The sequence below is a fragment of the Shewanella gelidimarina genome (assembly GCF_023283945.1).
Lineage (GTDB): Bacteria > Pseudomonadota > Gammaproteobacteria > Enterobacterales > Shewanellaceae > Shewanella > Shewanella gelidimarina.
Genome location: NZ_JAKIKW010000007.1, coordinates 111828 through 135734, shown reverse-complemented (window position 1 = coordinate 135734; position 23907 = coordinate 111828). Strand labels below are relative to the sequence as shown.

General features: G+C 41.7%; 19 protein-coding genes. 12 read left to right on the top strand and 7 right to left on the bottom strand.

Features of this window, described 5'->3' with window-relative positions; genetic code table 11:
• Positions 1–93: 93 nt before the first annotated feature.
• Positions 94–1506 carry an exodeoxyribonuclease I gene (sbcB, locus tag L2729_RS08530; protein ID WP_248987891.1) on the bottom strand — a complete coding sequence of 471 codons (1413 nt, stop codon included), beginning with the start codon at positions 1504–1506 and terminating at the stop codon, positions 94–96.
• Between the two features lie 170 nt (positions 1507–1676).
• On the opposite strand from sbcB, the gene L2729_RS08525 reads away from it, so the two are divergent.
• The 3 genes from L2729_RS08525 (at position 1677) to L2729_RS08515 (ending at position 3819) form a co-directional block, all read left to right on the top strand.
• Positions 1677–2501: a hypothetical protein gene (locus tag L2729_RS08525; RefSeq protein ID WP_248987890.1), complete on the top strand. Its 825-nt coding sequence runs from the start codon at positions 1677–1679 to the stop codon at positions 2499–2501.
• A complete protein-coding gene (rlmA, locus tag L2729_RS08520; protein WP_248987926.1) occupies positions 2501–3307 on the top strand; it encodes a 23S rRNA (guanine(745)-N(1))-methyltransferase in 807 nt (268 codons plus the stop codon). The genes L2729_RS08525 and rlmA overlap by 1 nt, the downstream gene beginning before the upstream one ends.
• 305 nt (positions 3308–3612) lie before the next feature.
• Positions 3613–3819 carry a cold-shock protein gene (locus L2729_RS08515; RefSeq protein WP_012155714.1) on the top strand — a complete coding sequence of 69 codons (207 nt, stop codon included), beginning with the start codon at positions 3613–3615 and terminating at the stop codon, positions 3817–3819.
• Between the two features lie 614 nt (positions 3820–4433).
• On the opposite strand, the gene L2729_RS08510 is transcribed toward L2729_RS08515, so the two are convergent.
• The 4 genes from L2729_RS08510 to L2729_RS08495 form a co-directional block, all read right to left on the bottom strand.
• Positions 4434–5333 carry an ABC transporter ATP-binding protein gene (locus tag L2729_RS08510; RefSeq protein ID WP_248987889.1) on the bottom strand — a complete coding sequence of 300 codons (900 nt, stop codon included), beginning with the start codon at positions 5331–5333 and terminating at the stop codon, positions 4434–4436.
• Entirely contained in the window at positions 5330–6094 is a 765-nt protein-coding gene (locus L2729_RS08505; protein ID WP_145992417.1) for an ABC transporter permease subunit, read from the bottom strand. The genes L2729_RS08510 and L2729_RS08505 overlap by 4 nt, the downstream gene beginning before the upstream one ends.
• Before the next feature lie 155 nt (positions 6095–6249).
• The gene (locus tag L2729_RS08500) at positions 6250–6924 is read right to left on the bottom strand and encodes a YceH family protein (RefSeq protein ID WP_248987888.1); all 675 of its coding nucleotides are present in this window, start codon (positions 6922–6924) and stop codon (positions 6250–6252) included.
• 128 nt (positions 6925–7052) lie between these two features.
• Positions 7053–7886, bottom strand: a complete 834-nt coding sequence (locus tag L2729_RS08495; protein WP_248987887.1) for a CvfB family protein — start codon at positions 7884–7886, stop codon at positions 7053–7055.
• 537 nt (positions 7887–8423) lie between these two features.
• On the opposite strand from L2729_RS08495, the gene speA reads away from it, so the two are divergent.
• The 7 genes from speA to L2729_RS08460 all read left to right on the top strand — a co-directional run bounded on the left by speA (position 8424) and on the right by L2729_RS08460 (position 15735).
• A complete protein-coding gene (gene speA, locus L2729_RS08490) occupies positions 8424–10334 on the top strand; it encodes a biosynthetic arginine decarboxylase (RefSeq protein ID WP_248987886.1) in 1911 nt (636 codons plus the stop codon).
• Positions 10335–10421: 87 nt separating this feature from the next.
• Positions 10422–11342, top strand: coding sequence for an S-adenosylmethionine decarboxylase proenzyme (locus L2729_RS08485; RefSeq protein ID WP_248987885.1), 921 nt, complete (start codon positions 10422–10424; stop codon positions 11340–11342).
• 24 nt (positions 11343–11366) lie between these two features.
• Positions 11367–12296 carry an agmatinase gene (gene speB / locus L2729_RS08480; protein WP_248987884.1) on the top strand — a complete coding sequence of 310 codons (930 nt, stop codon included), beginning with the start codon at positions 11367–11369 and terminating at the stop codon, positions 12294–12296.
• A gap of 71 nt (positions 12297–12367) precedes the next feature.
• Positions 12368–13009: a pyridoxamine 5'-phosphate oxidase gene (pdxH, locus tag L2729_RS08475; protein WP_248987883.1), complete on the top strand. Its 642-nt coding sequence runs from the start codon at positions 12368–12370 to the stop codon at positions 13007–13009.
• Between the two features lie 196 nt (positions 13010–13205).
• On the top strand, positions 13206–13781 hold the full coding sequence (locus L2729_RS08470) for a YceI family protein (protein WP_248987882.1): 576 nt from the start codon (positions 13206–13208) through the stop codon (positions 13779–13781).
• Positions 13782–13894: 113 nt separating this feature from the next.
• Entirely contained in the window at positions 13895–14251 is a 357-nt protein-coding gene (locus L2729_RS08465; RefSeq protein WP_248987881.1) for a DUF3802 family protein, read from the top strand.
• A 608-nt stretch (positions 14252–14859) separates the two neighbouring features.
• Positions 14860–15735 (top strand): putative ATP-dependent zinc protease, encoded by an 876-nt coding sequence (locus tag L2729_RS08460; protein ID WP_248987880.1) that lies wholly within the window; start codon positions 14860–14862, stop codon positions 15733–15735.
• A gap of 51 nt (positions 15736–15786) precedes the next feature.
• On the opposite strand, the gene L2729_RS08455 is transcribed toward L2729_RS08460, so the two are convergent.
• Together L2729_RS08455 and L2729_RS08450 are read right to left on the bottom strand one after the other, a co-directional pair.
• Positions 15787–18396, bottom strand: a complete 2610-nt coding sequence (locus L2729_RS08455) for a PDC sensor domain-containing protein (RefSeq protein WP_248987879.1) — start codon at positions 18394–18396, stop codon at positions 15787–15789.
• 202 nt (positions 18397–18598) lie between these two features.
• On the bottom strand, positions 18599–20092 hold the full coding sequence (locus L2729_RS08450; protein WP_248987878.1) for a methyl-accepting chemotaxis protein: 1494 nt from the start codon (positions 20090–20092) through the stop codon (positions 18599–18601).
• Positions 20093–20519: 427 nt separating this feature from the next.
• Here L2729_RS08450 and pheS point away from each other — a divergent pair, with 427 nt between their 5' ends.
• Both pheS and pheT read left to right on the top strand, forming a co-directional pair.
• The gene (pheS, locus tag L2729_RS08445; RefSeq protein WP_101091203.1) at positions 20520–21503 is read left to right on the top strand and encodes a phenylalanine--tRNA ligase subunit alpha; all 984 of its coding nucleotides are present in this window, start codon (positions 20520–20522) and stop codon (positions 21501–21503) included.
• Between the two features lie 15 nt (positions 21504–21518).
• A complete protein-coding gene (pheT, locus tag L2729_RS08440) occupies positions 21519–23906 on the top strand; it encodes a phenylalanine--tRNA ligase subunit beta (RefSeq protein WP_248987877.1) in 2388 nt (795 codons plus the stop codon).
• The last annotated feature ends 1 nt before the right edge of the window (position 23907 follow it).

Here is a 23907-nt window from a genome sequence, read left to right as displayed (position 1 = left end):
TACTGCCTTTTTATTAACGCTAATGAAATAACATTCTAGTAAGCTTGTTACATATAGAATGCGATCTAGATCGCATTTTGCCGTCTGAAAATCCTAAAGACTTCTAAGATAATGACACAAAGCCTGTAATAATTTCTGCTTTGTTTCATTTTGTTCCGTTTCTTCAATGATGTTTTCAAGCCTGATCATATAGTCAGGATCATTGAGTCTTGGCTGACAGAATTCACGCCAACGAAGAAGTTCTGACTCATCAAGTGTTTCAGGATAATTACGTGCTTTATATCGAAATAGCATTTCCGGTAGGCGTTCATCATCAAATGACAGCTCAAGTGCTGCTAAGTTGACGGGCTTAGTATTGCGGATCATCTCCATTTTTGCTTTGTCTGCGCGACTAAAGAAGCCACCGCTATAAAGCTGAAGATCAGGATCTGTAATGACTCTATCAGACTCAATATCAAACACCGCAACCAGCTTTTCTCTTATCTCCGGGTGCTGTCTAAGCTTTTTGTATTGCTCTCTGGCAAATGCTTTATCGATATCAAGACGCGCGGCATTCTCATCGGTTAACGTTTTAGCACCGGCAAGGAATGGGCTTTTGTTGATATGGATCTGTTTGATGCCAATAGGTAGCTCATCTTCAGCTAAATCGTCACGCCTTGTGTACATTCGTTCTCGAATTTGCTCAGCCGTTAACTCGATGAGTGGCGTGACGTCCATGGTTAGATTGACACATATAACCGAATTTTTATTGGTGGAGTGAAAGGCAAGCGGTGCGATTAATGTGGTGCAGCCATTTAGCGCGCTAATTTTCGAACTTACATGCACTAACGGCTTCATTTCTAGCACGTCGATTAGCTTAGTGACTTCTTGTTTGCGTCGTAAGCTGAAGTAGTAATCGAAGAGCTTAGGCTGTACTGACTTTATAAGCTTAGCCATAGCAATGGTTGCATAAACATCAGACATCGCATCGTGCGCTTTTTCATGACTAAGGCCATTAGCAACAGTGAGTTGTTCAAGTTTAAAACTGGGAGAGCCATCTTCTTTCTGTGGCCAGTTTATTCCATCGGGTCTAAATGCATAACATGCACGCACTAAATCAATGATGTCCCAGCGGCTATTGTCATTTTGCCACTCTCTAGCATAGGGATCGAAGAAGTTACGATAAAAGCCATAACGAGTGACTTCATCATCGAATCTAATTGAGTTGTAACCGACAACACAGGTTTTTTCTTGGCTGAATTCTTGGTTAATTTTAGCCATGAACTCAGCTTCAGGCATCCCTTTTAGATTAGCCAGTTGCGGCGTGATCCCAGTGATCAAAATAGCTTCTGGCGAGGGGAGATAATCGTTTGCCAGCTTACAATAAAAGGTCACTGGTTCCTCAATAATGTTGAGGTCCATATCTGTTCTTATCCCTGCAAACTGCGACGGTCTGTCTTTTGCTGGGTTTGCACCGAATGTTTCATAGTCGTGCCAGAAGAGGGTGTTCTGTGTTTTTGAAGGCATAAAATCATGGCTATTAACTTCTATTAAGTAGTTTCATCATAGCATTGCCTTAGTTCAATTGTCTTAACCTCCAGAAAATAGGCTCTTATTTGCTTGAATTTACGCCAGTTTGATAACTGGAACCTAGTCTCCATAGCAAGTACAATATGCCTACGTCAATGAGGTGTTGTATGCTTGAACCGTTGTTAATCCAACCGCAAATAATCGAAATTAACCACCAATCAAAATTAAAACTTGTTTTGTCTGAGCAGTTTGGCAACTTTAGTGTATTGCAGCTGCAATCTGGCCCTATTGCTGAAGTCGTTGTTGTAAGCGTTACAGTGACTAAAATGTCACTGATGATTCGGCTTCATCCATACTTGTCGCTTGATGTTATCGAAGCGAATGAATATGCCGCATCTGATGCAATCCTTAATCGTAGCGTTGGTCAAGGTTGGCGCTTATTTTCAACGCTGGGCATTTCGCCTAGACTTTGTGCCGAGCAGCTTAGAAAAGGGCTCTTTGTCGCAGTGAGTATCGGTAATGGCTGCCAGTTCAATATTGTGGGGCCTGTAAAATGGGAGTTAGTCCCTTTAGAAGCGGACTTTCGATTAGGTAATTTGGCGAGAGAGATCCAACGAGCGAAACACATTATCGCTCGTTCAATGGATGTAGAACCCACTGCTGAAAGCCTTTTAGTAGAAATTAGCGAGTTAGACAGTATTTGTTGCGACTTAAAACACTTTGCTGCTCAAGGATTTTTAAACCAAGCCAATGACGATATAAGTCAACTAGATGCCCAATTGATAAGAAAAAGGCAGTTACTGACTCGCCTCTATTCTCAACTCATCGAACGACCAAACTTGTATCGAGCGGCTAACGTTGATATTGACCAAGATATGTTGATAAGAAAGCTTGAAAGCTATCAACTATTAGCGCCACCACAGCTAAATAAAATTATAGAACAACTTATGGCAGATGATACTGAGAGTTCATTTGCATTGGAGAATGATTGATGATTTACCGTTGCCCAATATGCGAAAAACCTTTAATGCTGCAGAATAAAACTTGGTTTTGTGAGTCTAATCATCGATTTGATTGTGCGAAAGAAGGCTATGTAAACTTACTTCCAGTTCAAAAGAAGAAGTCTAGTGATCCTGGTGACAACAAAGAGATGATGTTTGCTCGAAGAGAGTTCCTCAATAAAGGTTACTATCAAGAGCTAAGTGATAATGTTAATCAGCTGGCAAAGGCTTATCTTAATGATGCTGAATATGGTCTTGATATTGGTTGTGGCGAAGGGTATTACTCGAATCGTTTGGCTCAAGAGCTAGGTGATGACTTTACCTTGTACGGATTAGACATCAGTAAGTCAGCTCTGAAGTATGCCGCAAAACGTTACCCGAATATCGCTTTTAGTGTTGCCAGTGCTTTTGATATGCCGTTTTCTGATGATAGTTTTGACTTCATGCTGAGGATCTACGCGCCTTCATTAGATACGGAACTTAAACGAGTGATAAAGTCTGGCGGAATTTTGATCACCGTATGTGCTGGGCCGCGACATCACTTTGCACTGAAAGAGCTCATATATGAGACACCCAAAGAGCATACTCAAGAGCCATCGGCCATTGAAGGCTTTACATTATTAGAACAAAAGCGACTTGAAAGTACGCTAATATTGAATGACGAAAGCGATATTCGTCACTTTTTGCAAATGACACCCTATAACTGGAAGCTTACAGACGAACAAAAGCTGGAGTTATCAGCCTCAGGATTTGAGTGTGAATTAGATTTCAAGATAGAAGTCTTTAGAGCTCACTAGTATAGGGCGTACCAGTCAGCGATCGTGATTTAAGCCTCTGTTTTAATAGAGTGTTTAAGTTTTGCATGTTATTTCAGTTTTGGATTTTCCTGAGCGCTGATAGCGTATTAAAAATACTATAAATTTAGTCATTAATGTATGTTGACTTATCATGGGAATCGTTTATAGTGTTTGCAGCTTGAAGGTTAGGGCTTATTTTTATGTGTTCAATACGACAATGTTCGTCCTGTTAACATTAAGTAAACCGGCATTTTCCAGCTTTACCGCCGTTAAGGCTTTAATTTATATTTACAGGATTCAATATTATGTCTCAAGTTACTGGCGTTGTTAAGTGGTTTAACTCTGATAAAGGTTTCGGATTTATCGAGCAAGAGTCTGGCCCAGATGTATTCGTACACTTCCGCGCTATCAACTCTGACGGTTTCAAAACTCTTGACGAAGGTCAAAAAGTTCAGTTTACTGTTACTCAAGGTCAAAAAGGCCCACAAGCTGAGAACGTAACTGTAGTTTAGTTACCAGCTTGATTAGCATCTAGCTAATCGCAAAAAAATTCCGAAGAGCCGTGATTTATCACGGCTCTTTTTTCTTTTCTGTATTTTAAAAACATTCCATTCCCTGCTTTGTTCCGCAATAAAATGTAAATCTCACTCCGTTTTACCTAATCTAGTTACGCCCCTAAACACAAAACATGCTCTATCTTACTTGCCTAAATGTTACTAGCCCAAAAGTACCATCGTATAGACTCCATGGGTTACTGGATGTTAGTTTTCTACGCTGTTTTGTAGCTTAAGCATGCGACTATCTTTAGTTTAGGTTTTCTCTGTCACAATTCGCTTGCTAGCTGCACGGCGATTGATAGCGATTATCGATTGAGCATTATTCCGTGTTATGGACTTTTTCACGGACCACCATTATCTACAATCAATGCAATGGGGAGCACTGATTACTTTGGTTATTGGGCGGGTTAAGCGGTGTTGGGTAAAGAGTATTATGCAGTTTGAAGTATTGTAGAAAGTGATGTTAGTAGCGGGACAGGGCCCATTGGACGCTGAAAACACGACTGGCACCTTGGTACCAGTCGTGTGCAATCATCATTCAATAGACAATGTATTCAGCGAGTCACTTATTAAGAGAAGAGTTTATCTTCAAGGGTGCGTCCTTTGAGAATGGCTTTATATTGCCAGTTGTTATGCTTGAATAAAGCGAATAGGGCACTTTCAATGGCATAATCCTCTTCGCTATTATGCTTTATCAAAAACTCGTTATGTTGTTTCTTCTCAATTGAGTTTATGTCAGGTAGTGCCATGACAGCATCAACGACTTTATCGGCATCACACTGCTGCATCGTTAACGTAATATACTGATTTTGTAAGTTATCATTCATGGACACTGATTGGGTTAGCTGTCCTTGCTCTAGATACAAAACTTGTCCGCAGAGTTTTTCAAGTTCATCTAAATTGTGTGAGCTGATGATAAAGGTTGTCTTGCTTGAAAGCGTTCTAACCAATTCACGAATTTTCTTGGCGTTGGCGGGATCAAGACCCGCTGTCGGTTCGTCTAATAATACTAATTCTGGCGAACCAATTAACGATTGAGCGATAGCGACTCGTTTTGCCATACCGTGGCTTAATGATTTAGGCTTCTGTGAGGCACAATCGGCGAGGTCGACTAAAGATAAAACTCTTAGGCCTTCCGATTTCGCGTCACTTTTAGAAAAGCCCTGCAAAGTAGCAAACAGCACAAGTTGAGTCAGGATATCAAAGTTAGGGTCAAGAGTGGCATCTTGAGGCAGAGAAGAGACACGTCCAAGCAGTGCGCTATCTCCAGGCGTATGACCCAGTATACTAACCTCGCCATCAGTAGGTGTTATATAACCGCATAAAAGGCTGAATAGCGTGGTTTTACCCGCCCCATTGGGTCCAACTAAAGCAATCGGCTCTCCGGCTTCCAAGTTAAGATCAACCTGCCTTAATGCCTGTTTACTGCCGTAGGATTTCGATAAACCTTTACATTCAATGAGTCTCATAGCGCGCTCCGTTTGATATATATACGTCCTAGTAACAGAAGCACTATTGTTTGCAATAAAGCCACAGGAGCATATGCAAAGCTGCCTAAGCCTTGGGTGTTAATCATTAATGAAATCTGTGAGCCTGGAAGGATCCATTTTAATTCACTAATGATGGGTAGGAAGTTATTGATGACAGCGATGGTTATCGACATTGCAGCCCAAATAAGAATGGCATATATGGTTGCCTGACGCGCTGAGTTTGCGTAGAGCGAGAGTATCGCCATTAATGCGGTATAGGGTAAAATCACTATAACAAGGTTGACGATAACCAATATGCCACTGGTTATTGCGGGCATTAATAGTGCCGTTTCTCTACTCACCGCGAGCGCAATAGTGGCTAACACCGTTAAAGAAACCAAAATAGTTTGAATTGTCATATGGCCTAAAAAGCGGCCGAAGAAAATGCTTTCTCTACTGGTTCTAAGCGTTAAGAAGCGGAATGTACCGCGAGATTTGTCAGAGGAGAACTGATCTGCTGCAATAAAGATACTGAACATTGGAAACAGGTACAGCGCTGCAATCCAATAAATAGCCAATTCAGCGACAGACCATTTGAACAACTCACTAACAACGTCCGGCCCAAATATGCCTTCGATAAGATCTTTGTAGTGGGGAGTGATTAAAAACTCTGATGCTCCGCGGATTGGATAGAGTAAAATAAGTAACCAAACGAGCGCAAAAGCGGCAAGCGCAATCATCCCTCTAGGGTTGAATAACATTTTTTTGACTTCAAATTGGGCAAGTAAAAGGGTATTGCGCAAATTGTTGCTATGTTGACTGTTTTCCAAACTATTCCCTTAATCTGTGGAATTAAAACGGCTAACAGATTAACACCAGAACTGACGGGCGTTAACCATACATGAGTACTTGTGAATTAATTATTATTTAACTCGATATCGGCTTGTGTTGCTAGCAGTTGTTGCACCAGTACCTTTAATTCACTGACTTCAATTTCGAGCTTAGCGACTTTGTCGCTCAGTCCCTGCTGTGAGTTGTCGAGCTTTACTGCTTCGATAGGCAATAAGGCGCTAGATTCTACGTTTGTACTGCAGGGGGTGAAAAGCTGACAATAACGTGCTTCTCTTTTTCCGGGCTCTTTTGCTAACAGAGCAACGAGTGGTGTTTCTCTGCGCGCGAGCTCAATTAATGCATGTTCAACTTCACTGACGTCGCCAAATTCATGTAATCGATTACTACGCGTTCTTAACTCTCCTGGTGTTTGTGGACCGCGGAGTAATAGCAGGCAAACAATGGCCAGTTGCGCAGGATTTAACCGCAAATCACTAAATTCAGTATTACAGAAGCGGTGCTTATATTTGAGGACGCGACTACCAAAGCCTGATTGGTCTGAAATTAGGCGTTTTTTTGTTAGGCTATCGAGTGTGTTTTGAACGTCTGATTCGCTTAAGTTAAGCACGGGTTCTCTGCTAGACTTCTGATTGCAACCGGATGTCAAACTATTGAGAGATAAAGGGTACTGTTCAGGCGTAGTGAGCTCCTTCTCGAGTAGCACACCAATAATCCGTGCTTCATGTTGAGTAAGTTCCATTTTGATCCCTTAATAAAAAAGCATGGCTTTGTTATAACAGAGCCATGCTTCAATGCAAAGGTGGTTTAACTTACATCACCTATAATCGCTGTATTTATAGCCGTATACACTGGCTACACAGTCAGATATTAATCGACTAAGCGGATCCCTTCGGGTGAGATAGTGATCTGCTCTTTCTTATACAAGCCACCAATACTCTTTTTGAAGGCTTTTTTACTCATAGACATTTGAGCGTATATGACTTCAGCATCTGTTTTATCATTGAGGGGTAAAAAACCGCCAGCTTGTTTTAATTTAAACAAGATGGTTGTTGAATGTTGATCTAACTCTTCTTTGACGCCTTTCTGCAAAGATAGATCAATTTTACCATCGCTTCTAACACGCTTAACAAAGCCCTTGATTTTCTGACCAAAGCTAAGACGAGTGAAGACTTCATTGGTATAAAGTACACCCCAATGTGCATTGTTGATGATCGCCTTAAAGCCAAGATCAGTTGTTCCACCAATAATAAGACTCACTTCTTCACCATCTTCATAAGTAGGTTCTGTTAAATCTAAGAACTTATCGACTTTAGAGGAGGCTACAATGCGGTCATCAACGTGACTGGTATAGATATAGACAAGGTATGATTTACCTTCTTCAATTTCACGATGTTGCTCGCCAAAAGGAAGCAGCAGATCTTTGTCTAATCCCCAATCAAGAAAACATCCGTAGGGACCATTCACTTTTGCTTCCAAAAAGGCAAACTGGCCTACTTGTCCTAATGCACGTTTAGTCGTTGCAATAACCATGTCTTCAGAATCTAAATAGAGAAACACGTTGACCATATCGCCGACATGGCACTCTTTCGGGACGACTTTGCTCGGGAGCAGCACCTGACCTAAGTCCTTGGCATCTAAATAAACGCCAAATTCAACTTGTTTGACAACTTCGAGCTTGCAGGGTTTGCCTATCTCAATCATGTTTCTCTCTACTTTTTAACTATGACAACTAACTTCTGCAGCGATTATAGTGGAATTCATTTCAATATGCTTTAGTCACAATGCACTAATACAGAGAAGATGTGATTTAGCCGGAATAAATGGGGTCATTTTAGGGGGCGTTTTGTCGTTGTGGTGATGGTTTGGTACTTTAGCCTAGGCGATACCAATATTTTTGCTGAAATCCTTAAGGTTAAGCTTGATTTATTCACCTCCTCAAGGTTTAATTGCGCCCCAAAAAACACGGTCAAATGGCGCTAATAACACGCAATGTTTACCCGGTGTTTAGCAAGGTTACCACCGACAAAAACGCAGTGATGAATTCAACCCACGCGTTTTACATGCTATGTTTATCAGCTAGCAACGTAAGCTTTCAGTGCGCGTAAAGGCGGTTAGTGCAGCAGCACAGGACATAGAGTTCGTCATTTTTTCGTGAATGGCACAAAGTAATAAGATGGTTAAATGGAGCAATGGGCTTTGTTTGGCGTTACATAGGTTAAATAGGCAGGTTAGGAAAATATGAGCAATTGGTCTATTGATGATGCACGTGCAAGTTACAACGTAAACTATTGGAGCCAAGGGCTCTATGGTATTAGTGATGAGGGAGAAGTAACAGCCTCTCCAGATCCTAGTCGTCCTGATTGTAAAATTGGGTTAAATGAACTTGCCAAAGATATGGTTAAAGCGGGCGTTGCTCTGCCTGTTTTAGTTCGATTTCCACAGATCCTTCATCACAGAGTTAATAGTCTGTGTCAGGCGTTTAATCAGGCGATTCAAAAGTACCAATACGAAGCTGACTATCTACTAGTCTACCCGATTAAGGTTAATCAGCAGCAAACGGTTGTTGAAGAGATCTTGGCGAGTCAAGTTGAAAAAGAAGTGCCGCAATTAGGGCTTGAGGCGGGAAGTAAGCCTGAATTAATGGCTGTCCTTGCAATGGCTCAAAAAGCCAGCTCTGTGATTATCTGCAATGGTTATAAAGATAAAGAATATATTCGCTTAGCATTAATTGGCGAGAAGCTCGGGCATAAGGTTTACATTGTGCTTGAGAAAATGTCTGAGCTTAAAGTGGTGCTAGAACAAGCTAAAGAGCTTGGCGTGACGCCGAGACTCGGCTTAAGAGTGCGTTTAGCATTTCAAGGCAAGGGTAAGTGGCAGGCGAGTGGCGGCGAAAAGTCTAAATTTGGGCTGTCAGCCGCGCAAGTTCTCAAAGTTATCGATGAATTGAAATATGCAGGTATGTTGGACTCATTAGAGTTACTGCATTTTCATCTAGGGTCGCAAATTGCCAATATTCGAGATATTCGCCAAGGCGTAAGTGAAGCTGGCCGTTTTTATTGTGAATTAATGAAACTAGGCGCTAATGTTAAGTGCTTTGATGTTGGCGGTGGACTGGCGGTTGATTACGATGGTACTCGTAGTCAAAGCGCTAACTCGATGAACTACGGTCTAACTGAATATGCTAACAATATCGTTAGCGTGCTTAATGATATGTGTAAAGAATATGAGCAGCCGATGCCGAGGATTATCTCAGAATCTGGCCGATACTTAACCGCACATCACGCGGTATTATTGACAGATGTTATCGGTACTGAGTCATATAAGCCGGAAAATATCCTACCTCCAAGCGATGATGCGCCACAGTTGCTACAAAATATGTGGCAATCTTGGACTGAAGTGAGTGGGAAAGCGGATCAAAGAGCACTAATTGAAATTTTCCATGACTGTCAAAGCGATCTTAGCGAAGCGCACTCTCTATTTGCATTAGGACAACTGAGCCTTGCAGATAGAGCCTGGGCTGAGCAAATTAATTTGCGTGTATGCCATGAATTACAAGGCAGCATGAGTCCGAAATATCGTTTCCATCGTCCGGTTATTGATGAGTTAAACGAAAAGTTAGCCGATAAGTTCTTTGTTAATTTTTCGTTGTTTCAGTCATTGCCTGATGCATGGGGCATTGATCAAGTCTTTCCGGTCTTACCCCTTTCAGGGTTAGATAAAGCACCTGAGCGCCGCGCAGTCATGCTTGATATTACCTGTGACTCAGACGGTATTGTCGATCAATATGTTGATGGACAAGGTATTGAAACCACGCTGCCTGTACCTGCTTGGACGCAAGAAAGCCCTTACCTTATAGGCTTCTTTTTAGTCGGGGCATATCAAGAAATCTTAGGCGATATGCATAACCTATTTGGGGATACTAACTCTGCAGTGGTTCGAATTGATGAAAATGGCCGCACTAATATTGATTCGGTCTTAGAAGGAGACACGGTCGCAGATGTGCTTAGGTATGTGAATTTGGAAGCGGTTTCATTTATGAGAACGTATGAAGAATTAGTTAATAAGCATATTGATGAAGATGAGCGCTGTAGTATTCTTGAAGAGCTGCAGTTAGGCTTAAAAGGGTATACGTATCTAGAAGATTTTTGATAGTTTAGATAGATGTTGAGTTTTATCAGGCCAGTGTTGAGTGTACTCAGCGCTGGTCTTATTTTTTACGCAAAAAAGAGACGCTAGATGTTTTTTGAAGGTTCAGAAAAGAAAATCGAGCTCCGAGTCAAATATGGAGTTCGTTCACTACGAAGCTATGAACGTGCGTTCTGGGATCGTGGACTTTTACTAGCAGGAGCAGACATTCTTTCCGTCATGTCAAATGACGACTGTGATGCTTATATCCTAAGTGAATCTAGCCTTTTTGTTTGGGATAACAAACTGTTACTCATTACATGTGGCAATACCAACCTAGTTAAAGCTGGCATTTTTTTGATTGATGAAATCGGTGAAGATAATATTTCATCATTTAACTATCAGAGAAAGAGCGAGTTTTTGTCTCACCTTCAATCTACACACTTTGAAGATGACGCCAAACAATTACAATCTAGGCTAAGCGGAACCGCATATCGTGTGGGTCATTTAGATGGTCATCACCATTATCTTTTTTGCAGCGAAATGACTGAAAAGCTCTGCAGTAGCACTAACTTGTTGATGTATCACATCAAAGGCGAGGTCGCTGATTATCTTCGTCAACCCAGTCAAATCAAGCAGATGATATTGAGCCAGCTCAATTTACACGCATTATTACCCGACTTCATTTTTGATGATCACCTTTTCGATCCTTGTGGGTACTCAGTAAATGGTTTGAATGGCGAACAGTTCATAACCGTTCATATTACACCTCAAGCACAAAGTGCTTATGTGAGTATTGAAACGAACTTGAACTTTGAGCTATATGCGTTCAATATATTCACCGCCATGTTAAATATCTTACACCCCCGTAGTTGGGATGTGATCGGTGTTAATCAACAAATTAGCACCAGTGGCTTTCCTGAACATATTGAAGTAGCTCGTTGTGACCTGCAGCTTAATACAACGAATTATTTTAATTATAAACATTATATTCAAGCTGCTAGCGAAAAGTTAACAGCTCATACATTGTGAATTTAGACCTTTTACGGAGCTTTTATGACTACTATCGCTGACAAACCTGATTACTCGCTTTACTCAAATGCGTTTGGCTACTTAAGATTGCCACTAGAGTTTAAGCCATTAGAGAGTGATGCAGATGTTGTGGTGTTAGGTTTGCCTTTTGATATGGCAACCACAGGACGTTCAGGCGGCCGCATGGGACCGGGTGCAATCCGTCAAGCCTCCGTTAACTTAGCGTGGGAAGAGTCGCGCTGGCCTTGGCAATTTAAACTAAGTGATCACATTAAAGTGGTTGATGCCGGTGATCTTGTCTATGACTGCGGCGATTCTGCTGACTTTACTAAGCGAGTTGAAGATTTTGCCACGGCAATTGTTGAGTCGGGTAAAGCGCTATTAAGTTTCGGTGGTGATCATTTCGTTACTTTGCCTCTACTACGTGCTCACTACAAAAAACATGGCAAAATGGCGTTACTCCATTTCGATGCGCATACTGACACTTACAGTCAAGGCAGTAAGTATGACCACGGTACGATGTTTTATCACGCACCAAAAGAGGGGCTTATTGCTGCAGAACACTCTATTCAAGTGGGTATCAGAACGGAGTACGATCAATCAAACCACCTCTTCAAAGTCATTGATGCAGGAGCCGCGAATGATCAAAGTGCAGAGCAAATCGTCGCACAAATCCGTGAAAGAGTCGGCGATATGCCAATGTACGTTACCTTTGATATTGATTGCTTAGATCCAGCATTTGCGCCAGGCACCGGCACACCCGTATGTGGTGGTCTAACGAGCGATAAAGCGATGAAAATTATTCGTGGCTTGAATGGTATGAATATCGTTGGTATGGATGTGGTGGAAGTTGCACCAGCGTATGACAGTGCTGAGATCACTGCACTGGCAGGTGCCACATTAGGGCTTGAATTATTGCATGTTTGGGCTGATTCTAACGGCAAAGTTAAGTAAGCTATTGGGACAGGTATTTACATGAATATCTGCAGTACTTCTTTTAGCATGCAATATGAAAGGATTGATAGATGTCAGAGCTAAGCGATATCAGGCGAGAGTATTCTCTAGGAGAGATGCACAGCGAAAATGTACCTGATGATCCAATGGACCTTTTTACTTCTTGGCTAGAAGTGGTTAAGGACTCAGAGATAAAAGATCCAACGGCGATGTCACTCGGTACTGTCGATGAAAGTGGTCAGCCGTTCCAGCGGATTGTTTTACTTAAAAGGTTTGGTAATGATGGTTTTGTATTTTTTACAAACCTTGAGAGCCGTAAAGCGCAGCATATTGCTCATAATTCACAGGTAAGTTTGCTATTTCCTTGGCACACGTTAGAAAAGCAAGTGGCGATAACCGGTATAGCCGAGCCATTATCAAAGACGGAAGTATTGAAATACTTCATGTCTCGCCCCAAAGACAGTCAAATAGCGGCATGGGTTTCAAAGCAATCTAGCCCAATTTCAGCCAGGAAAGCACTGGAAACAAAATTCGCCGAGATGAAGGCTAAGTTTGCCAATGGCGATGTTCCACTGCCAAAGTTTTGGGGAGGCTACATCGTTAAGCCAAAAAGCATTGAATTTTGGCAGGGCGGCGAGAACAGGCTGCATGATCGATTTATTTATGTTAAATCAGCCGATGGTCAATGGCAGCGAGATAGATTAGCCCCATAGTCAGTTATTGATAAAAATGTCACTTCATTAAGTGGCATTTTTGCTTTTAACGGCAGCAAAAGCACCCTATGTACTAAAATAATCACATACTGTGAAATTAGAATTTACTGTGTGAAGTAACTGCTTGTGCTAAATTAGCACTTGATGTTGTTTTGCATATTGATATCTATCACTATTTTTTCTAGAGGGAGCGACCATGAAAAATATAATAATTGGATTACTACTCATTCCGTTATCGTTTGTCACGTCAGCAGCAAGCTGGAAAGTCACAAATGATGAATCAAACGTCAATTTTATTTCGATTAAAAAAGGCGATATCGCCGAAGTTCACCATTTTAAAACCATAGCAGGAACGCTAAACGATAATGGCGAATTTGAGTTAACTATTTCTCTTGCGAGTGTTGATACCCAAGTTGAGATAAGAGACGAACGCATGGGGTCGTTATTGTTTGAAGTTGATAAGTACCCCAAGCTGACGTTATCTGCCAAAGTAGATAAGAAGCTGCTCAACAGTATTGCCGTTGGGGAGTCAAAAGTAGCCACTATTGATGGGCAGGTGGACTTACACGGTAAGAAAGTGAGTCTTCCCTTTACGGTGAGCATTGCTAGGCTTTCTGACGCGAATCTACTCGTTGCGAGTGTCATGCCTGTCATTGTTAATTCAGACAGCTTTGGTTTGACGCAAGGTATTGAAAAGTTGCGCGAGATAGCAGGGTTGTCGGCAATTAGTAACGCGGTGCCAGTCTCCTTTATTTTGAATCTCAAGAAATAGATCTAGGCAATATCATTTCACTTTAAACTCAGATAAGATTCTTATCCAAAAGAATTTGCGGCTCTTTTTGAGCCGCTTTATCATTTATGCACTTTGCATATTTCGGAAGGGATATGGTTACCGATACAGACGGGTATATGCACCTTGTTCAATATTTGACTGAACATTTAGGTATATTTGAAAACTCGCAACAACATCAATCAGCGGCTGAAGACACGGTTATGGAGCTGTTTGAAGAACAGCTTGCAGCTCAAATTATCATGGTTTGTGGTCAAAATCCGTCTTTGAGCTTTGCTCAGCGAAACATAGTGATTAGAGAGGTTGACTCGATTGTGTATGATCTGGAAGAGATCCTTGCAAGAGTGGCGACGCATAAAGCAACTGCTGAACAGACATTGTTCATTACAGAGTTTTCATGCCTGATCAAGAACTTGTTTGACCAAGAAATTGCTAAGCTCATGGCCACATAGTGCAAATTGATTTTATATTTCGTTACAGAATTCTCTCTATTTAGCCTTGTTGCTTGTTCCAATAAGGCCTAATGTTCAGTTATGAATATGGGGAATTCGATGCTAGAAAATCTAAAGCGCTCTATAAATGGACAACATTTGCTTGTTTATTTTTGCTTGTTTGTTTTTTGGTGTTTTTTGCGCCTATTCAGTCAGAATGCATTGGACTTAGGCTGGGGTTTTTTCCCTCTCGTCATCTCTCTCCCTTTTGTACCGTTTATCCTTGTCTGGCTAGGCGTGCAGTTTTATCGGAACGTTAGGCTCTACAAACAGAGTTTTCATAAGCGCTGGTATGTATGCCATTGCGTCTTTTCAGCTATGTTGTTGCTGCTATTTGTTCTTCATTTCTTCTAAGCACTTGTTTAGACACTTTGTTCAACTTAACGTCAGCTTTGAGCTGCTAAATTTATTTGGTTGGCGTGCTACCGATAAAAATTCAAGCTTAATGAATTGTTTATCGATGAGATAAGCATCATTGTCGACACAGCTTTGGCGTCAAACGGTAAGATTTCTTGCTATGATAACTTCAAACAAGCCATAAATTGACTTAACTTTATTTAGGAATAGCGATGCTAAAAAAAATGGGATGGTGCCTCTTGACCTTGATGACTTCATTATCTGTTCAGGCCAATGATAAGGCGGTTATTGGATCTACAGCGAATATGTTTGTAGCACATGCTGATTTACCCTATGTTGCGCGTATCGATACAGGGGCGGTGAATACCTCTTTACATGCTGTCGATCTTAAAGTGGAAGGTGGCAGTGCTAAAAACATGAAGGACAACATCGGTAAAACGTTGTCCTTTACGACGGAAAATGCAAAGGGTCAGTCTAAACGCATAAAAGCTAAGATTGTTAAGACATCGACAGTCAGTAATTCTCAAGGCACAGAAACACGCTATATGGTCGACCTAGATGTTGGCTTTAAAGGAGAAGAGCGAAAGGTAAGAGTTAATTTACGTGATCGTAGCCATATGGATTATAAATTGCTCATTGGCCGTAACTGGCTCAAAGGCCGCTATGTAGTGGATGTTTCTGATAAAAAGTATATTGGCCCGACCGCTCCGATCAGTATTGTTGAGTCAGGTATGATGTTTAAAACTCGTATTGATACGGGGGCTGTAGAAAACTCCTTACATGCCGTTGACTTTAAGATTGAAAATGAAGAGACCGACATGAATAAAAATGTCGGTAAGGTGATTCATTTTACCACTGAGAATGAAAAGGGTGAGTCTAAGGTCGTAAAATCTCGTATCGTTGAAACATCACTTATTCGCAACGCGCAAGGCAGTGAAACTCGCTACATGGTTGAACTCAAGATTGGCGAGTTAGGTGAAGAATATAAAGTTAAAGTTAATCTACGAGATAGAAGTAAAATGACCTACAAGCTGTTAATCGGCCGAAACTGGATACAAGGTCATTATATTGTGGATGTATCAATGTAGCTTGATTGACGCTCTTTAGGCGCATAAAAAAGCACTCTAATGAGTGTTTTTTTATGTTAGCGATAAAGAGCAACTGATTTGTGTTTTATACTGAGCTTCAGCCTGCAAGCTGCGCAATTGTACTTTTCCGTTAAACTCACTTTGCAGCCACACCGACAATGTAGATATTGTGCCATGAATTTCATTTTCAGTAATTTGCAGCTGTAATGCATCCCGCTGGTTTGTGGTAAATCCTTTGCCATTATCATACACGGTGATGACCAGCTCATTTTTCTGTTTCACCAAAATAAGCTTAATACTTTTGTTCGTTTGATGAGGATCAAATGCATCGGTTAACGTGTTATTAATGAGCCTATAAAACAGGATTAAAAAGTGCCAGTGGATACCGTCTACGATGAGTCTATTATCACTTTGGATCTCTAGGTCAATATCGGCGTCGACAAACTTAGGCCGTAATAGCGCGATGATATGCTCTAATAGTTGGACTAAATCAATTGGCTTAGCCCCGTAGTCTTGCGCTGAAAGTAAGTATTCTAAATGTCTTAACCGTTCTGTCTGTTCGGTCAACTCCACCCCAAAATCAGCCGCATTAAGGGACCCATTTGATAAGCGGTAAGCCTTGGCTGCGAGTTCATCTTGCTGTCGAAATATTGGCCTGACAAGGTTTGCCACTAGGGTAGGGTATAGTGCTTGATTATCGAGTTTAACTTTTTCGTAGTTAAACTCCTTATTTGATTGTATGCGTGCTTGTGCTGTTTCATCTTGTAGTCGTCTATTGGTCTGTTCCAATTTTTCAATGAAACGGATGTTTTTGGACTTTTCTTGCCTGAGGATCTCAAACTGGGCTTTGTTTTTTAGCTCAAGCTTTTTGGTTTCACTAATATCAAATGCAATCGTGCCTATGGATACAACCTCTTGTTGACTGTTCAATATTGGAAATTTGGTGACTAAATAGGTGTGAAAGTTACCTTCACTTGGGAATGCTTGCTCGTAACTGAGTTCTCGTTTCTGCGTGAGAACCATCTTGTCGTTGTCGCTATTTATTTTGGCGACATCTCTGGGCAATACTAAATGGTCTCTTACACCAATAATATCATCTCGATTTAACGCAACAGTACGGCAGAATTGATCGTTAACAAGTGTGAGCTCACCATTGATATTTTTGATGAATATTAAGTTATGCGCGGAGTTCAATACCAAATTGAGCTGCTCTTTACTCTCTTTTAGTTCTGCTTGTGCTAGCTGTTGAACCTCCAACTGCTTTTCTAAAGCAAGGTTGGTGGCATCTAAACTGGCCAGTGCGATCTCTAATTGGTGCGTACGAGAACTGAATGCTTTTGCGAGCATGCCAATCTCATCTTTTCGATTACTGCTTTCAAGTTCAATCAATGCAGAGTTGCTGTTGTTCAGTGCGTTTACCATTCGACTAATGGGGTTAATAAAGAGTTTGTTTTGCAAAATAAATAACAACATCAGTGCAAAAATCTGAATGCCCACTAAATAAAGACCTACGGAACTCGCCATCGACTTAGCGCTGGTTTCTACCGCTGTTAATGGCGTCACAAGAATGATTTTCCAATAGGTCCCCGGCATTAAGAAAACGGTGACGATAACAGGCTCTTGCAGTTGCGGATCGTTGTCGAGCTCTATGCTGGCAATTAACTGAACACTTTGCAGTTTGTTTTTGGCATTTTGGTTAATCAGCGCGGTAAGTTTGGCACGTTCATTCGGGGGGATGTTTGCCGTGACATTTTCAAGTTGCTTTGCAGTGTAAGCCCTGTCTATATTGGCCTGGCGCATAAACTCGGCGTCAATTTCATCTATTCTAGCTTGCAGTGGTTTGAACGACTCATATTGTTCGGTGAAATCAGCAAAAGGTTGAAATAAACGCTTTAGGACTCCCTCTTCAGTAAGATCAGTATCTAGGCTTGGGAATGAGAGCAACCTATTTTGCTGATCCAATGCAAATACATAGCCCCTTTGGCCTGATAGGGCTGTTTTGAAAAAACCGTCGAGGCTCGATAGCGCAATATCAACGGTAGATACGCCAATAAACTCATGATGAGACCACATCGGCACCGAGGCGGTAATCATTGGGTCTTGTGTAAAAGGGTCTATATAAGATTTAGACCAATATGTGGTATCTGCAGGGTAATACTTTGCTGGGATATACCAGTTTTCTTGGTAGTAATTCGGGTTGTCGTCTTGGTTGTAATCGTCAATTTTGAGCAGTTTCCCGCCGGGGTTACGTGCCCAAAAATGGCTATCTTTACGTTTATCTTTGTCAAAAGCCTTGGGCTCGGGCCAAACTCCACCGCCGAGAATAACCGCTTCTTGGCCTAACTGATCGAGTAATGCTGGAATACTTTCGTCTAAAAGAGAAGGGTTGTGCTGGTACAGTTCACCAAGCGCGCTAATAGAGACGGCTAAACGTTCAATTCGATTGGTTTTTTGCTGCAAAGTTGCCGTAATCGCTTTACCGACATTAATATTCAATGTTTGCTGATTATCAATAAGTCGATTTATTTCAATAGACTTAAGAAACCAAACACTGGCTAAGATGATGATTGTAGCCACCGCGAGTTGGATGAACATGAATTTCATCGGTAAACTTTTACGCCAATCAGTCAATTTAGGGGGGCGGTTCTTACGATTTTGCATGCTAAAGTTACGCTCAAATAGTGAGTTGCTTCCTTAACGAGCATCCATACTGTTTAAGGATAAAATTGAAACGATAGGTCAAGTATACAAGCCTTGTTAAATTATTGTAAAACAATACACTATTAGGATTGTAACAATTTAGATAGTGACACAAAAAAGGGCAGCACTAAAGTGCTACCCTTTTTTATATTAACAATGTTAACTATATTTTGAGCCCTATCAACAATGTATCAAGTTGTTCCGCTGTTGCGTGCAGTTCATCGCAGCCTGCAACCGATTGATTAGCGGATTGCTCAACATCGTGGGATTGATTGCGGATCTCCATTAAGTTGGTGGCAATCTCATTGGCAACGGCAGATTGTTCATCGGCGGATGTTGCAATCAATATGCTCATTTCGTAGACCTTAGCACTATGATGTGCAATGCCTTGAAGATCGTTACCGGTATCGAGCACATGTTTTTTACCTTCTTCAGCCTTTTCGACCGTACGGCTCATAACATGTTTTAGATTTCTCGAACCAGATTGAAGCGCCTCGATCATCGATTTTATCTCAACGGTCGCGGCTTGAGTTCGTCCCGCTAGCGTTCTGACTTCGTCAGCGACGACGGCGAAACCTCGACCTTGTTCACCGGCTCTTGCGGCTTCAATTGCAGCATTTAACGCGAGCAGATTAGTTTGCTCGGAAATAGCATTAATGGTAGTCACCACTTCATCAATCTTTGCGGCGTTTTCGTTAAGATTATTGACAGCATCAGACGCTTGCGCAATTTCATTACTGAGACCACCAATAGCATCCACTGTCACAGCGATGTCTCGGGAGCCTGCATCAACTTGGTTATTTGCTTCTTGGGTCTCTATAGAAGACTGCTCTGCATTACGGGCAACCTCTTTCACTGCCGCTGTCATCTCTTCCATTGCGGTCGCAAGAGAATCTAAATGTTGCCTTTGGTTCATTGCCAGCGACTGGCCTTCTTGAGCAGTATCTCTAAATGCTTGCACTACGTTACGGATCTGGGTGTTGGCATGGGTCATTTGGGTGACCAGCTTATGCTGCCGATCAACCAAGGTATCGATACTAATCGCTAAGATACTAAACTCATCTTTGACTTCAAAAAAGTTAAGTCGACCAGTGAGATCGCCATCAGCCGCTCTCTTTAACGCCATAACATTGGTGTATAGCGCGCCACCGACAAAGCTAGAGATATAGTAACTGGTGATTAAAATTAACAGAATCAATCCAGCAAGCGTACCGTAGATAAAATAACCGTTGCTGCTCTGTTGCTCGAATGCAATATTCGATACTGTTATCAAGCCGTTTTGGCTGCGGCTGACACTTTCAATACGGTTACCTTGTACTTGAGCTCCTCCGCCTTGACTTGCTAAAGATTTGGCATCTCGACTAGCCTCATTCTCATCATATAGGCTGATATCACCGTTTAACGCATTTAAAAAAGGCTGTTTGTCTTCATCTGCAACAAATTGATAGGCTTTGTCGAGCGCATCGCTCATTTTTTGATTATATTGTTGCGCTTGTATTAGTTGAGATTGTTGTAGGTTTTCATCGAAATGATCACTTAATACAAGTGTGAAACCTATCAAAGTAAAAATAGGAATTATTGCCATAACCGCAAATTTTGATTTTAACGTCATATGGATAAGGTATTTATCGACCCAGCGAAACTTAACTTCTTTCATAATTATTTCTCAATCCTAGAACGGCAACCATATTATTTATCGGCAAAAATAATAATTACTTTACCAATGTGTTATAGATTTACATCTGTTTGTGGTTTTTTTGTTCGCTAGGGGTTTAAGTCATTGAAACTGTTATATAGCTTGGGTTTTCTGATGTTAACTAATAGCAGTAGAGTACCTTTGAGGCAGAATAATAACCCTCTTATATCTAAGTAAAGGGGCGCAAATCTTACAACGCGAGCGAATGGGAGTAGTTTGTACTCGAACAAGGACTAAGCAAAATAAACAGTTAGCTTATAAAAAGGCGCAATTAACCCTAGTAAAATAGGGTTTGCTCGCGTAAAATTTGTGTCTTTTTCTATTTTCACCTAAGAAAATATGTAAGCCCGAAGACTCGTAGGTTTTCCTACATGCACTGGAAGAGATGATGTCACAGTTAACAGAGATCGTAGAACAGGCCTTAGCCGCCATCAAAGACGCTACAGATTTAAAAGCGCTTGATGACCTCCGTGTCGATTACCTTGGTAAGAAAGGTAAAATCACTGACATGATGAAGATGATGGGGAAACTACCCCCAGAAGAGAAACCGGCCTTTGGTCAAGCTGTGAACCAAGCTAAACAAGCGGTTCAACAGCAACTGTCTACACGCATCGATGGATTGAAAGCGGCAGAGCTTGAAGCGCAGTTGAAAGCTGAGAGTATTGATGTGAGCCTACCTGGGCGTCATATCGAGACCGGTGGACTGCACCCGGTTACTCGTACGATTGAGCGTATTGAGAGCTTCTTCGGTGAACTTGGGTTTACAGTTAAAGATGGTCCAGAAATTGAAGATGACTTTCATAACTTCGATGCATTGAACATTTCAGAGCATCACCCAGCGCGTGCTGATCACGATACTTTCTATTTTAATCCGAAAGTGATGTTGCGTACTCAAACGTCTGGTGTACAGATCCGTACTATGGAGCATGAAAAGCCTCCACTGCGTATTATCTCTCCTGGCCGTGTATATCGTAACGATTACGATCAAACACATACGCCAATGTTCCATCAAGTTGAAGGTTTGTTGGTTGCTGAGAAGGTTAACTTCGCAGAGCTTAAAGGGATATTGCACGATTTCTTACGTAACTTCTTTGAAGAAGACTTAGAAGTGCGTTTCCGTCCATCTTACTTTCCATTCACTGAGCCTTCAGCAGAAGTGGATGTAATGGGTAAAAATGGTAAATGGTTAGAAGTGCTTGGTTGCGGCATGGTACATCCAAATGTACTGCGTAGCGTGGGTATCGATCCAGAAATATACTCTGGTTTCGCCTTCGGTATGGGTGTCGAACGTTTATCAATGTTGCGCTATGGCGTGAATGACTTACGTTCTTTCTTTGAAAATGATCTTCGCTTCCTTAAGCAATTTAAATAAACGGAGCTGTATAGCATGAAATTTAGCGAATCTTGGCTTCGTGAATGGGTTAACCCAAGCGTTAATCGTGAAGAATTAGCACACCAAATTACCATGGCGGGTCTTGAAGTCGACGGTATTGATACTGTTGCTGCAGAATTTAGCGGTGTAATAGTAGGTGAAGTTGTAGAGTGTGGTCAGCACCCAGACGCGGATAAACTCCGCGTGACTAAAATTAATGTGGGTAGTGAAGAGCTAATCGACATTGTTTGTGGTGCTCCAAACTGTCGTTTAGGCATTAAAGTTGCTGTTGCAATGGTTGGTGCTGTTTTGCCTGGTGATTTTAAAATCAAAAAAGCAAAACTACGTGGCGAGCCTTCTTTCGGTATGCTTTGCTCATACGGCGAGATAGGCATCGACATTGAAAGTGATGGTATTATTGAGTTATCAACCGATGCGCCTATCGGTCAAGATATTCGCGAATATCTGCAACTTGATGATGCGGTTATTGATGTCGATTTAACCGCTAACCGTGCCGATTGTTTAGGTATGGCGGGTTTGGCTCGTGAAGTGGGTGTATTAAACCGTCAAGCGGTTACTGAACCAACTTGGGAAGCGGTTACGGCAACCATTAGCGATGAAGTGAGTATCGATCTTCAAGCTGAGCAAGAGTGTGGACGTTATTTAGGTCGCGTTATCAAAAACGTCGACGTTAAAGTAGCTACCCCTCTTTGGATGCAAGAAAAGCTACGTCGTAGTGGCATTCGCTCAATTGATCCGATTGTTGATATCACTAACTTCGTGTTGATTGAGTTTGGTCAGCCAATGCATGCATTTGATAATGCTAAATTGGAAGGTGGTATTCAGGTTCGTAAACCTAATGGTGAAGAGAAGCTGACATTACTTGATGGTAATGAGATCACTATCCCTGAAGGTATGTTGATTATTGCCGATCAGGTTAAACCATTAGCACTTGCAGGCGTATTTGGCGGCGAGTACTCAGGTGTGACTACTGACACAACCGACATTATGCTTGAGTGCGCCTTTTTCGCACCTTTAGCTATTTTAGGTAAAGCCCGTAAAATTGGTTTGCACACTGATGCATCACACCGTTTTGAACGTGGTGTAGACCCAGAGTTGCAACATAAAGTAATGGACCGCGCCAGTCGTCTTGTACTTGATATCTGTGGTGGCGAAGCGGGTCCTGTCGTTGAAGCTAAATCTGACGCTAACTTGCCAAAACCTGTGCAAATAGTATTGCGCCGTAGCAAACTAGATCGCATTTTGGGTCACCATATCGAAGATAATGATGTCACTGAAATCTTAGAGCGTCTCGGCTTTGCGGTTGACGTTAGTGAAGGACAGTGGAGCGTTACTACAGCGACTTACCGTTTTGATATGGCAATTGAAGAAGATTTAATTGAAGAAGTTGCTCGTATCTACGGTTACAACAATATTCCAAATATTGCGCCAATTGCGCAACTAAGCATGTCTGATCACAATGAGTCTGATATCAGTCTTAAACGTGTTCGTAGCATGTTGGTTGCACGTGGTTTCCAAGAAGCGGTTACTTATAGCTTTGTAGATCCTAAGCAACAGAATCTGCTGCACCCAGGTGCAGAGGCGATGATTTTACCGAATCCTATTTCGGTTGAAATGTCAGCAATGCGTTTATCGATGTTTACCGGTCTTTTATCGGCAGTCGGTTATAACCAAAGCCGTCAGCAAAATCGCGTTAGATTATTTGAAAGCGGCCTGCGTTTCATCCCTAATGCAACGGCAGACTCTGGTGTGTCACAGCAACCTATGCTTGCCGCGGTTATTTCAGGTAATCAGAATGACGAGCACTGGTCAATGGAATCAAATACTGTTGATTTCTTCGATCTAAAAGGTGATCTCGAAGCCGTCATCGGATTAACGGTTGCGGACAGTGAATTTAGCTTTAGAGCAGCATCACATCCAGCGCTTCATCCGGGCCAATGTGCTGAAATATTGAGAAATGATTGTGTTATTGGTATCATAGGCACGGTTCATCCTACCCTTGAGAAGCCATTTGGCCTTAATGGCAAAACAATTATTTTCGAGCTCGAATTAGACGCGTTATTGCATGCTAATTTACCGCTAGCCCAGACTGTATCTAAGTTTCCAGCTAACCGTCGTGACATCGCCATCGTAGTCGATGACTCTGTTGCAGCGGCTGATGTTGTAAAAATGATAAGAAAAGTTGGCGAAAATCAGTTGGTTGGCATAAACTTGTTTGATGTATACCAAGGTAAAGGTGTAGAGGAAGGCAAAAAGAGCCTTGCAATCGCACTCTTATTACAAGACAACACTCGTACACTTGAAGAGAAAGAGATCGCAGCGATGGTAGATGTGGTGGTTTCTTCTTTGAAAGACGAGTTCAACGCATCGTTGAGGGACTAAA

Excerpts from the sequence above, each read along its gene's own strand:
- sbcB (WP_248987891.1), bottom strand. The coding sequence starts at position 1,506 with ATGCCTTCAAAAACACAGAACACCCTCTTCTGGCACGACTATGAAACA.
- L2729_RS08525 (WP_248987890.1), top strand. The coding sequence starts at position 1,677 with ATGCTTGAACCGTTGTTAATCCAACCGCAAATAATCGAAATTAACCAC.
- rlmA (WP_248987926.1), top strand. The coding sequence starts at position 2,501 with ATGATTTACCGTTGCCCAATATGCGAAAAACCTTTAATGCTGCAGAAT.
- L2729_RS08515 (WP_012155714.1), top strand. The coding sequence starts at position 3,613 with ATGTCTCAAGTTACTGGCGTTGTTAAGTGGTTTAACTCTGATAAAGGT.
- L2729_RS08510 (WP_248987889.1), bottom strand. The coding sequence starts at position 5,333 with ATGAGACTCATTGAATGTAAAGGTTTATCGAAATCCTACGGCAGTAAA.
- L2729_RS08505 (WP_145992417.1), bottom strand. The coding sequence starts at position 6,094 with ATGTTATTCAACCCTAGAGGGATGATTGCGCTTGCCGCTTTTGCGCTC.
- L2729_RS08500 (WP_248987888.1), bottom strand. The coding sequence starts at position 6,924 with ATGGAACTTACTCAACATGAAGCACGGATTATTGGTGTGCTACTCGAG.
- L2729_RS08495 (WP_248987887.1), bottom strand. The coding sequence starts at position 7,886 with ATGATTGAGATAGGCAAACCCTGCAAGCTCGAAGTTGTCAAACAAGTT.
- speA (WP_248987886.1), top strand. The coding sequence starts at position 8,424 with ATGAGCAATTGGTCTATTGATGATGCACGTGCAAGTTACAACGTAAAC.
- L2729_RS08485 (WP_248987885.1), top strand. The coding sequence starts at position 10,422 with ATGTTTTTTGAAGGTTCAGAAAAGAAAATCGAGCTCCGAGTCAAATAT.
- speB (WP_248987884.1), top strand. The coding sequence starts at position 11,367 with ATGACTACTATCGCTGACAAACCTGATTACTCGCTTTACTCAAATGCG.
- pdxH (WP_248987883.1), top strand. The coding sequence starts at position 12,368 with ATGTCAGAGCTAAGCGATATCAGGCGAGAGTATTCTCTAGGAGAGATG.
- L2729_RS08470 (WP_248987882.1), top strand. The coding sequence starts at position 13,206 with ATGAAAAATATAATAATTGGATTACTACTCATTCCGTTATCGTTTGTC.
- L2729_RS08465 (WP_248987881.1), top strand. The coding sequence starts at position 13,895 with ATGGTTACCGATACAGACGGGTATATGCACCTTGTTCAATATTTGACT.
- L2729_RS08460 (WP_248987880.1), top strand. The coding sequence starts at position 14,860 with ATGCTAAAAAAAATGGGATGGTGCCTCTTGACCTTGATGACTTCATTA.
- L2729_RS08455 (WP_248987879.1), bottom strand. The coding sequence starts at position 18,396 with ATGCAAAATCGTAAGAACCGCCCCCCTAAATTGACTGATTGGCGTAAA.
- L2729_RS08450 (WP_248987878.1), bottom strand. The coding sequence starts at position 20,092 with ATGAAAGAAGTTAAGTTTCGCTGGGTCGATAAATACCTTATCCATATG.
- pheS (WP_101091203.1), top strand. The coding sequence starts at position 20,520 with ATGTCACAGTTAACAGAGATCGTAGAACAGGCCTTAGCCGCCATCAAA.
- pheT (WP_248987877.1), top strand. The coding sequence starts at position 21,519 with ATGAAATTTAGCGAATCTTGGCTTCGTGAATGGGTTAACCCAAGCGTT.